The 10,831-nt window shown below is 72.0% G+C and carries 7 protein-coding genes; 4 read left to right on the forward strand and 3 right to left on the reverse strand.

The window, feature by feature from the left end:
• Positions 1-189 precede the first annotated feature (189 nt).
• Entirely contained in the window at positions 190-1,281 is a 1,092-nt protein-coding gene (locus AB0P24_RS43815; protein WP_365804336.1) for a mechanosensitive ion channel family protein, read from the reverse strand.
• Between the two features lie 139 nt (positions 1,282-1,420).
• Between AB0P24_RS43815 and AB0P24_RS43820 the strand changes: the two genes are divergently transcribed.
• Complete coding sequence (locus AB0P24_RS43820) at positions 1,421-2,872, forward strand: FGGY family carbohydrate kinase (protein ID WP_365804338.1); 1,452 nt, start codon at positions 1,421-1,423, stop codon at positions 2,870-2,872.
• A 148-nt stretch (positions 2,873-3,020) separates the two neighbouring features.
• On the opposite strand, the gene AB0P24_RS43825 is transcribed toward AB0P24_RS43820, so the two are convergent.
• Both AB0P24_RS43825 and AB0P24_RS43830 read right to left on the reverse strand, forming a co-directional pair.
• Entirely contained in the window at positions 3,021-3,785 is a 765-nt protein-coding gene (locus tag AB0P24_RS43825) for a crotonase/enoyl-CoA hydratase family protein (RefSeq protein WP_365804340.1), read from the reverse strand.
• 31 nt (positions 3,786-3,816) lie between these two features.
• Positions 3,817-4,800: a lysylphosphatidylglycerol synthase transmembrane domain-containing protein gene (locus AB0P24_RS43830; RefSeq protein WP_365804342.1), complete on the reverse strand. Its 984-nt coding sequence runs from the start codon at positions 4,798-4,800 to the stop codon at positions 3,817-3,819.
• 165 nt (positions 4,801-4,965) lie between these two features.
• Here AB0P24_RS43830 and AB0P24_RS43835 point away from each other — a divergent pair, with 165 nt between their 5' ends.
• The 3 genes from AB0P24_RS43835 to AB0P24_RS43845 all read left to right on the forward strand — a co-directional run bounded on the left by AB0P24_RS43835 (position 4,966) and on the right by AB0P24_RS43845 (position 10,696).
• Complete coding sequence (locus tag AB0P24_RS43835; protein WP_365804354.1) at positions 4,966-6,831, forward strand: ABC transporter ATP-binding protein; 1,866 nt, start codon at positions 4,966-4,968, stop codon at positions 6,829-6,831.
• Positions 6,832-7,113: 282 nt separating this feature from the next.
• The gene (locus AB0P24_RS43840; RefSeq protein WP_365804344.1) at positions 7,114-8,475 is read left to right on the forward strand and encodes a lectin; all 1,362 of its coding nucleotides are present in this window, start codon (positions 7,114-7,116) and stop codon (positions 8,473-8,475) included.
• A 31-nt stretch (positions 8,476-8,506) separates the two neighbouring features.
• On the forward strand, positions 8,507-10,696 hold the full coding sequence (locus tag AB0P24_RS43845) for an RICIN domain-containing protein (protein WP_365804346.1): 2,190 nt from the start codon (positions 8,507-8,509) through the stop codon (positions 10,694-10,696).
• Positions 10,697-10,831 lie beyond the last annotated feature (135 nt).

Consider the following 10,831-nt stretch of genomic DNA (forward strand, 5'->3'; position numbering starts at 1 on the left):
CCCGTAAGTGCTACCGGAACATGAACAGAAATGATTCATGTCGGGTAATACGACGAGAGGGCAACACGCCCGGCCGCGATCACAATTCAACCGAGAGGCCGCGCCCGAACAGCCGCCGGTTCCATGCCTGCATGCCAGTCACCGTGAACTGGGCGAGTCGGGCGCGATTTCGAGATCGTCAGGAATCTCCTACTCGGTGTGCGGCAGACCCGCGGGCAGCTCGTCCGTGGCGCGCTGTTGCGGGATCACCACGGCCCCCTGCTGGAGCGCCACCGTGCGGGCCGGGGCCGGAATGCGGATGCCCTCCTCGCGGTAGCGGCGGTGCAGGCGCTTGATGAACTCGTGTTTGATCCGGAACTGGTCGCTGAACTCGCCGACGCCCAGGATCACCGTGAAGCCGATCCGCGAGTCCCCGAAGGTGTGGAAGCGGATCGCGGGCTCGTGGTCCCGGACCGCCCCCGTGATCTCGGACATCGTCTCGGCGATGACCTCGTGCGTGACCCGCTCGACATGGTCCAGGTCGCTGTCGTAGCCCACACCCACCTGCACCAGGACCGTCAACTGCTGCTCGGGACGCGTGTAGTTGGTCATGTTGGTCTTCGCCAGCTGCCCGTTGGGGATGACCACCAGGTTGTTGGAGAGCTGGCGGACGGTCGTCTGACGCCAGTTGATGTCCACGACGTACCCCTCCTCGCCGCTGCTCAGCTGGATGTAGTCGCCCGGCTGGACGGTCTTGGAGGCGAGGATGTGGACGCCCGCGAAGAGGTTGGCCAGGGTGTCCTGGAGGGCGAGCGCGACCGCGAGACCGCCCACCCCCAGGGCGGTGAGCAGGGGCGCTATGGAGATGCCCAGGGTCTGGAGCATGACCAGGAAGCCGATCGCCAGCACCAGCACCCGGGTGATGTTCACGAAGATCGTCGCCGAACCGGCCACGCCGGAGCGGGACTGGGTGACCGACCGCACGAGCCCGGCGATCACCCGCGCCGCCGACACCGTCACCGCGAAGATGAGCAGTACCTTGAGGCTCTGGTTGGTGTGGTGCTGAACCGTCTTGGTCAGCGGCAGCACCGCCGCCGCGGCCGCCGCGCCGCCCGCGAGCGCCGCCCACGGGACCACCGTGCGCAGCGCGTCCACGATGACGTCGTCACCGCTCCAGCGCGTCCGCTTGGCGTGTCTGGCCAGCCAGCGCAGCATGCCACGGGACAGAAAGGCCAGCAGCAGGCCCGCCGCGAGGGCGATCCCGGCCAGGACCAGGTCATCGACGGTGAGCGCTCGGTTCACCGGTTACCTCCCATTCGGTTGTGCAACCGCTCATCCTGCCGTATTCGCGCGGAGGTTCGTGCCGGTCGCACCCGTGTGCGCTTGTGCTGCCCCTCACCCCTGGGGCAGGCTGTCGCGCAGTGATCGTCAGGGAGGCTCGATGACAGGTCCGGTGCTCGCAGTCGACCAGGGCACGTCCGGCACGAAGGCCCTGGTGATCTGTCCCGAACGGGGCGTCATCGGCACCGGATTCGCCGCCGTACGATCCCGGCAGCTGCCCGGCGGCCGGGTGGAGACCGACCCCGTCGAGCTGTACGACTCGGTGCTCGTCGCCGGCCGCCGGGCGCTCGCCGAGGCCGGCGAACCGGTGACCGCGCTGGGCCTGGCCAACCAGGGCGGCACCGTCCTCGCCTGGGACCCCGGCACCGGGCGTCCGCTCACCGACGCCATCGTCCACCAGGACCGCCGGGCCGAGCCGGTCTGCACCGAACTCGCCGCGCACGCCGAGGAGTTACGCGCCCTCACCGGCCTTCCGCTCGACCCCCGCGTCGCCGCGCCCACGATGGCGTGGATCCGCCGCCACCTCACCACCGAGGGCGTCGTCACCACCATCGACGCCTGGCTGGTCCACCGGCTCACCGGCGCCTACGTCACCGACGCCGCCACCGCCGGCCGCACCCATCTCCTCGACCTGGACCGGGTGCGGTGGTCGGCCCGCGCCCTCGACCTCTACGGACTGGCCGCCGAACACCTCCCCGAGATCGTGGACAACTCCCAATTCGTCGGCAGTACAAGGGAGTTCGGCGACAAGATCCCGCTCACCGGCCTCGCCGCGGACCAGCAGGCCGCCCTCCTCGCCCAGCGCGTCACCGGTCCCGGCGCCGCCAAGTGCACCTACGGCACCGGGGCCCTCCTGCTCGCACACACCGGTGACACACCCCGCCGCAGCACCTGCGGACTGGTCAGCTGCGTCGCCTGGCGCTTCGCCGGAGAGCCCGGTTACTGCCTGGACGGCCAGGTGCACACCGCCGCCTCCGCCGTCCGCTGGCTCACCGACCTCGGCGTGATCTCGGGCGCCGCCGACCTGGACCGGGTGGGCGGCGCCGTCCCCGACACCGGCGGGGTCACCTTCGTGCCCGCGCTGGCCGGGCTGGCCGCCCCCTGGTGGCGCGGCGAGTTGCGCGGCTCGCTCACCGGGCTCGGCCTCGACACCGGCCCCGGGCATCTGGTGCGGGCCCTGTGCGAGGGTCTCGCCGCGCAGGTGGTGGAGCTCGCCGAGGCCGCCGGGACCGACCTCGGCACCCCGCTGACCGCCCTGCGTGTCGACGGCCCCCTGACCCGGTCGGCCCTGCTCATGCAGACCCAGGCCGACCTGCTGCAACGCCCCGTCGAGGTGTCCACGCTGCCCGACGCCACCGCGCTCGGCGTGGGCGCGCTGGCCCACCTCGGGGGCGACCCCGTGGACTTCCTGCCGGACGGCAGGCCCTCCGCCGTCTACGAGCCGCGCATCTCCGCCGCCGAGGCCGCCGACCGCCTCGGGGTCTTCCGCGCCGCCGTCGCCACCCTGCTCGACGGGCCGGTGGCCGGAGCCGGATCGGGAGCGTCCCGGTGACGGTCAGCGCCGCGGGACCCCTGCCCGGCGCCCCGTACCACGGGACGGCCGCCGGCGCCGGGACCGACCGGGATGCCGGACCCGGCGGCGCGGGCGGTCAGGGGACCCGCCGGGCGGCCAGGGGGCCTCGCCGGCCAGGCACGGCTGCTCAGTCGCCCGTGAAGGAGCCGTGCCGCCCTGCCCCCGCCGCGAACCGCGCCGCGCCTTCCAGGCCTTCGGCCAACACGCCCATGCCATGACGGATTTCGGTGGCCATCGCCGCCGGCTCGGCCAGCCCCTCCTGGTCCAGCACCGAGGCGCGGTCGCTGCGCAGGCAGGCCTGCGGGAAACCCGCGATCGACGCGGCCAGTTCCTCGGCCGCCTCGCGGGAGCGGCCGGCGGGGACGATCCGGTTGGCCAGGCCCATCCCGTAGGCCTCCGGGGCCGATACCGGGCGGCCGGTGAGGATCAGGTCCATCGCCCGGCTGGTGCCGATCAGCCGGGGGAGCCGTACCGTGCCGCCGTCGATCAGCGGCACGCCCCAGCGGCGGCAGAAGACGCCGAACACGGCGTCCTCCTCGGCGACCCGCAGATCGCACCACAGGGCCAGCTCCAGGCCCCCGGCCACGGCGTGCCCGGCGATCGCCGCGATCACCGGCTTGGACAGGCGCAGGCGGGTCGGGCCCATCGGGCCGTCGCCGTCCGCCGCCACCCGGTTGCCGCGCCCGCCGCCCATCGCCTTGAGGTCCGCGCCCGCGCAGAACGTGCCGCCCGCACCCCACAGCACCGCCACCCGCGCCTCGTCGTCCGCCTCGAACTCGCGGAAGGCGGCGACCAGTCCGGCCGCCGTCGGACCGTCCACCGCGTTGCGCACCTCGGGACGGGACAGGACGACCGTGGTGACAGGTCCCTTGCGTTCCAGGCGGACCGGCATGTGTTTCCCTCCGTCGGACGGTCACCCGAGGTCAGATGACCTTGAGCCGTACCAGCGCTCCCAGTGTCAGTGCTCCCGGCAGCAACGGCACCCACACGGTGATGATCCGGTACGCCAGGACCACGGCCGTGGCCACCGCGACCGGGCCCCCGGCCGCCACCAGCGCCACGATCAGCGCCGCCTCCACCGAGCCCAGGCCGCCCGGCGTCGGGACCAGGGCGACGGCGACCGTGGCCGCCAGGTACGCCAGCGCCATGTGCGCGGGCGGCACGTCGAGGCCGAGCGCCTGTCCCACCGCCACCAGACCGGCCGCCTGGAGGGCGGGGAAGGCCAGCGAGCCGCCCCACAGCGCCAGCGCCCGGGCCGGGCGCGTGTGCACCGAGCGGGCCTCGCCCAGGGCGGCGCGCACGAAGCGGAACACCGGCTCGCGCACCCGCCGTACCAGGAACAGCGCGGCCAGTGCCACCGCCACCAGCGAGCCGGCGACGGCCAGGACCGGACCCACGTCCCCGTTCGGGAGCAGGCCGTCGAGCCGCAGCGCGTCCGGGAAGGCGACGAAGAACACGGCCATCAGGCCCACCCGGGCGATCGACTCGGCGAGCAGATACAGGGCCAGCGCGGCCGAGGAGGTGGCGAGCGGCACCCCGCACACGGTCATGAACCGGAGGTTGACCGCGCCCGAGCCGAGCCCCGTGGGCAGCAGATGGTTGGCCGAGCCCGCCGCGAGCTGGGTGGCCAGCAGCCGCCAGCGGGGCAGCGGCTGGACCACGGCGCCCTGCCGGGTGAAGGCGGCGGCCACCCAGGTCAGGCAGGTGGCACCGCCGGCCGCCAGCAGCCAGGGCCAGGAGGCGTCGCGCAGATGGCCGAAGCCCTCGACGAGGACCGGCCAGTGCCGCACCGCGATGACCGCGACCAGCACGAGCGGGATCAGGGTGAGGAGGTGCCGCACGGGGATGCGGCGGACGAGCCGGGGGAGACGGCTCTCACGGAGGTCGGGGATTCTTACCGCTGTCACACCGGGAGAGGTTTTCCGTGCCGCCCCAACTGCGGATGGCAAGAGGGGAGACACCGGATGACGGCCGGGAAGCGGGTGAGGGCGCATCGGGTCCTTCGGACGAGGGGACGGCGAACCGGCATTGACCTCAACGAGGCTTGAGGTCGTACGTTCTCCCCCATGAGTATGGAGACCACCGCCTGGATGCAGCTGCACAGCGTGATGACCGCCCAGCAGGAGCGGCGCCCGTTCGAACGGGCCACACTGCGCCGCATCGCCGCCTTCGCCCGCCCGCACCGGGCCGGGATAGTACGTTTCGTCCTGCTCGGGGTGGCGACTGCCCTGCTCGCCGTCGCCACCCCGGTGCTCGCCGGCCATGTCGTCGACGCGATCGTGGCGGGGCACGACACCGGCGCGGTCGTCCGGCTGTCGCTGCTGATCGCGCTGGTCGCGGTCGTGGAGGCGGCGCTCGGGGTGCTCGGGCGGCGGCTCTCGGCGACGCTCGGGGAGGGGCTCATCCTCGACCTGCGCACGGCTGTGTTCGATCATGTGCAGCGCATGCCTGTCGCGTTCTTCACGCGTACTCGTACGGGAGCGCTGGTCAGTCGTCTCAACAACGACGTGATCGGCGCGCAGCGGGCCTTCGCCGGCACCCTCTCCGGTGTGGTCAGCAACCTGGTCACGCTGGTGCTCACGCTCGCGGTGATGCTCACCCTGTCCTGGCAGATCACCCTGCTCGCGCTGGTGCTGCTGCCGCTGTTCGTGGTGCCCGCCCGCCGGATGGGCGGCCGGATGGCCCGGATGCAGCGCGAGGCGGCCGCCCTCAACGCGGACATGGGCACCCGCATGACCGAGCGGTTCTCCGCCCCCGGCGCCACCCTGATCAAACTCTTCGGCCGTCCGGAGGAGGAGTCCGCCGAGTTCACCGCCCGTGCCGCCCGGGTCCGCGACATCGGTGTGCGCACCGCCACCGCCCAGTCGGTGTTCATGACCGCGCTGACCCTGGTCTCCTCGCTCGCGCTCGCCCTGGTGTACGGCCTCGGCGGCTGGTTCGCGCTGCGCGGCACCCTGGAGCCGGGCGCGGTGGTCTCCCTCGCCCTGCTGCTGACCCGCCTCTACGCCCCGCTCACCGCGCTCGCCGGGGCCCGCGTCGAGGTGATGAGCGCGCTGGTCAGCTTCGAGCGGGTCTTCGAAGTGCTCGACCTGAAGCCCCTGATCGAGGAGAAGCCGGACGCCCGCGAGGTCCCCGAGGGCCCGGTGGCCGTCGAGTTCGAGGACGTCCGCTTCGCCTACCCGGCCGCCGACCAGGTCTCTCTCGCCTCGCTCGAAGAGGTCGCGGTCCTCGACACCCGCGGTGGCAGCGAGGTCCTGCACGGCATCTCCTTCCGCGCGGAACCCGGCCAGACCGTCGCCCTCGTCGGCTCCTCCGGCGCCGGCAAGTCCACCATCGCCCAGTTGCTGCCGCGCCTGTACGACGTCGACGAGGGCGCCGTCCGCATCGGCGGTGTCGACGTCCGCGACCTGACCGCGGGCTCCGTGCGTGCCACCCTCGGCATGGTCACCCAGGACGGCCATCTCTTCCACGACACCGTCCGCGCCAACCTGCTGCTCGCCCGGCCCGCGGCCACCGACGAGGAGCTGTGGGACGCCCTCGGCCGCGCCCGGCTGGACGAGGTCGTACGGTCGCTGCCCGACGGCCTGGACACGGTGGTCGGCGAACGCGGCTACCGGTTCTCCGGTGGCGAGCGGCAGCGGATGACCATCGCCCGGCTGCTGCTGGCCCGCCAGCGCGTGGTGATCCTCGACGAGGCCACCGCCCACCTCGACAACACCTCGGAGGCGGCCGTCCAGGAGGCCCTGACCGAGGCGCTGGAGGGGCGTACGGCCGTCGTCATCGCCCACCGGCTGTCCACGATCCGGGCCGCCGACCAGATCCTGGTGGTCGAGGCGGGGCGGATCGTGGAGCGCGGCACCCACGAGGCGCTGCTGGCGGCGGAGGGGCGGTACGCGGAGCTGTACCGGACGCAGTTCGCCGAGGTGCCGTCGGCGTGAGACTCGCCGAGGTGCCGTCGGTGTGAGCCGTGCGGTCCCCGCCGCGGGGCCGCGGGCCGCTTCCGATCGCGGGTTCGACGTGGCTGGTGGCGCGCACGCGGCGGCGGCCGCGCATCCACGCGGCCCGCGCCTCTTTGGCGCGCGACCCCTTGACGCGACTGGTCCGGACCTTTAGCTTCACGCCTTAAACAAAGCCTCACGGATGTGCTCGACGCCCGGTGACCACACGGGTGTCGACCGCATCCGTGTCGCATCCCCCCGCGTGAAAGGCCACCCCCCGCAATGGCCAGACCTCTCCCCACAGCCGTCTCCATAGCCGCGTTGACGCTCTCCGCAGGCCTGCTCACCGCCTCCCCCGCGCAGGCCGCCACCGGCACCGTCACCGGCCTCGCCGGCAAGTGCCTCGACGTCGCCGGCGCCAACTCCGCCGACGGCACGGCCGTCCAGCTCTACGACTGCAACGGCACAGCCGCCCAGCAGTGGACGGTCGGCAGCGACGGCACCATCCGCGCCCTCGGCAAGTGCCTGGACGTGACCGGCAATTCGACCGCCGACGGCGCCAAGCTGCAACTGTGGACGTGTACCGGCGGCGCGAACCAGAAGTGGACCGTGTCGTCCGCGCACGACATCGTCAATCCGCAGGCGAACAAGTGCATGGACGTCACCGACAACAACTCCGCCAACGGCACCCGGATCCAGATCTGGAGCTGCGGCGGCGGCGCCAACCAGAAGTGGACCGCGCCCGCGGCCGACGGCGGCACCACCCCGTCCTCGCCGATGGCCGTGGCGCCCTACCTCTACAACGGCTGGGGCGACCCGCCGAGCCCGACCACGATCACCAACGCGACCGGCGTGAAGTACTACACGCTCGCCTTCGTGCTCAGCAACGGCTACTGCAATCCGCAGTGGGACGGCAGCCGGGCCCTGACCGGCGGCGTCGACCAGCAGACGATCAACACCGTGCGTGCGGGCGGCGGTGACGTGATCCCGTCCTTCGGCGGCTACAGCGGCAACAAACTGGAGAGCTCCTGCTCCAGCGCGAGCGAGCTGGCGGCGGCCTACCAGAAGGTGATCAACGCCTACGGCGGCCTCAAGGCCATCGACATCGACCTGGAGGCCGACGCCTACAGCAACGGGACCGTGCAGCAGCGGGTCGTGGACGCGCTGAAGACGGTGAAGGCAAACAACTCCGGCCTGAAGGTGTACATCACCATCGGCACCGGGCAGAGCGGCCCCGACACCAGCCTGATCAACCGGGCCGCGTCCTCCGGGCTGGGCGTCGACGCCTGGGCCATCATGCCGTTCGACTTCGGCGGCGCGGGCCAGAACATGGGGAACCTGACGGTGCAGGCGGCCGAGGGCCTCAAGAACGCGCTGAAGTCCGCGTACGGCTACAGCGACGACACCGCCTACCGGGACATGGGCATCTCGTCCATGAACGGCGTCACCGACAACAACGAGACCGTCACGGTGGCCGACTTCCGGACCATCCTCGCCTACGCCCAGCAGCACCACCTGGCCCGGCTCACCTTCTGGTCCGCCAACCGCGACCGGCCCTGCACCGGCGGTTCCGCCGACAGCTGCTCCGGCGTGAGCCAGTCCGACTGGGACTACACGCGCGTCTTCGCCGGATACACCGGCTGATCCCCCCCCACACCTCGGACTAGGAGATCCAGTGCTTCGCCTTTCCCGGCGCCGCAGACCGACGACCGCCGCAGTGCTGGCCGTTCTCGGGGCCTCCCTGCTGACCGCCGCCCCGTCCGCGCACGCGGCCACCACCGCACTGCCCACCGGCTTCGCCACCCTCACCAACGCCGCCAGCGGCAAGTGCCTGGACGCCAGGTCGGCCGCCACCGCGAACGGCACCGCCGTCCAGCAGTACACCTGCAACAACACCACCGCCCAGCAGTGGAGTCTCACCGCCACCAGCGACGGCTACGTCCGGATCAACAACGGCAACAACACCGACCAGGTGGTCGACGTCACCGACGTCTCCACCGCCGACAACGCCCTGGCCCAGCTGTGGGCCTACGGCGGCGGGGCCAACCAGCAGTGGCTGCCGGTCGACGAGGGCGGCGGCGCCTACCACTTCGTCAACCGCAACAGCGGCAAGTGCCTCGACGACCCGGCCGCCTCGACCGCGGACAGCGTGCAGCTGGTCCAGTACACCTGCAACGGCACCGCGGCCCAGCGTTTCCAGGTCGCCTCCGTGACGCCGCCGTCGTCCGGCACCCCCGACCTCGGCCCGAACGTGGTCGTCTTCGACCCGTCGATGTCGGCGTCGACCATCCAGAGCCGCCTCGACTCGATCTTCCAGCAGCAGGAGACGAACCAGTTCGGCTCCCAGCGCTACGCCGTGATGTTCAAGCCGGGCACCTACAGCGCGGACGTCAACGTCGGCTTCTACACCCAGGTGCTGGGCCTCGGCCTGACCCCGGACTCGGTCAACATCAACGGCGCGGTGCACGCCGAGGCCGACTGGTTCCAGGGCAACGCCACCCAGAACTTCTGGCGGGGCGCGGAGAACCTCTCCGTCACCCCGACCGGCGGCTCCGACCGCTGGGCGGTCTCGCAGGCCTCCGCCTACCGCCGGATGCACCTGCGGGGCAACCTCGCCCTGGACGACGGCGGCTGGTCCAGTGGCGGCCTGATCGCCGACAGCAAGATCGACGGCCAGGTCAACTCCGGCAGCCAGCAGCAGTGGCTGACCCGCAACTCGCAGCTCGGCAGCTGGACCGGCGCCAACTGGAACATGGTCTTCGTCGGCAGCCAGGGCGTCCCGGGCACCAGCTTCCCCAACCCGCCCGACACGACGGTCTCCCAGACCCCGGTCGTCCGGGAGAAGCCCTTCCTGTACGTCGACAGCGCCGGCGCCTACCAGGTCTTCGTGCCGTCGACACGGTCCAGCTCCAGCGGCACCAGCTGGAGTTCGGGCACACCGTCCGGCACCTCGCTCTCCCTGGACAGCTTCTACGTCGTGAAGCCGGGCGCCACCGCCTCGCAGATCAACGCGGCCCTGACGGCGGGCAAGAACCTCCTGGTCACCCCGGGTGTCTACCACCTCGACCAGACCCTGCAGATCAACCGCGCCGACACCGTCGTCCTCGGCCTCGGCCTCGCCACCTTCGTCCCGGACAACGGCATCACCGCCATGAAGGTCGCCGACGTCGACGGCGTCAACATCGCGGGCCTGCTCTTCGACGCCGGCACCACCAACTCCGCCACCCTGGTGGAGGTCGGCCCGAGCGGCTCCGCCGCCTCGCACGCGAGCGACCCCACCTCGCTGCACGACGTGTACTTCCGCGTCGGCGGCGCGGGCGTCGGCAAGGCCACCACGAGCCTGGTCGTCAACAGCGACAACGTCATCGGCGACCACATGTGGATCTGGCGCGCCGACCACGGCAGCGGAGTCGGCTGGACCACCAACACCGCCGACACCGGACTGGTCGTGGGCGGCGACGACGTCACCATGTACGGCCTGTTCGTCGAGCACTTCCAGAAGTACCAGACCATCTGGAACGGCAACGGCGGCCGGACGTACTTCTACCAGAACGAGATGCCGTACGACCCGCCGAACCAGTCGTCCTGGACGAACGGCTCGACCAAGGGCTACGCGGCCTACAAGGTCGCCGACTCGGTCACCAGCCACCAGGCGTACGGCCTCGGCAGCTACTGCTACTTCAGCAGCAATCCGAGCGTCGTCGCCGATCACGCCATCGAGGCACCGACCGGCTCGGGCGTCAGGTTCACCAGCATGGTGACGGTCTCGCTGGGCGGCACCGGCACCATCACCCACGTCATCAACAACAGCGGAGGACCCTCGAACTCGTCCACCAACGTGGCGGACCTCGCCTCGTACCCGTGACGGACAGGCCATGACCCCGGCGCGGGGGGGGGGGGGGGGCCCCCGCCCCCCCCCCCCCCCCCCCCCCCCCCCCCCCCCGGGGGGGGGCGGGGGGCCGGGGACAAGGCCCCACCCCCCCCCCCGCCCCCCCCGCGC

It is taken from the genome of Streptomyces sp. NPDC086519 (genome assembly GCF_040686075.1).
Lineage (GTDB): Bacteria > Actinomycetota > Actinomycetes > Streptomycetales > Streptomycetaceae > Streptomyces > Streptomyces shenzhenensis.

Excerpts from the sequence above, each read along its gene's own strand:
- AB0P24_RS43820 (WP_365804338.1), top strand. The coding sequence starts at position 1,421 with ATGACAGGTCCGGTGCTCGCAGTCGACCAGGGCACGTCCGGCACGAAG.
- AB0P24_RS43825 (WP_365804340.1), bottom strand. The coding sequence starts at position 3,785 with ATGCCGGTCCGCCTGGAACGCAAGGGACCTGTCACCACGGTCGTCCTG.
- AB0P24_RS43835 (WP_365804354.1), top strand. The coding sequence starts at position 4,966 with ATGGAGACCACCGCCTGGATGCAGCTGCACAGCGTGATGACCGCCCAG.
- AB0P24_RS43840 (WP_365804344.1), top strand. The coding sequence starts at position 7,114 with ATGGCCAGACCTCTCCCCACAGCCGTCTCCATAGCCGCGTTGACGCTC.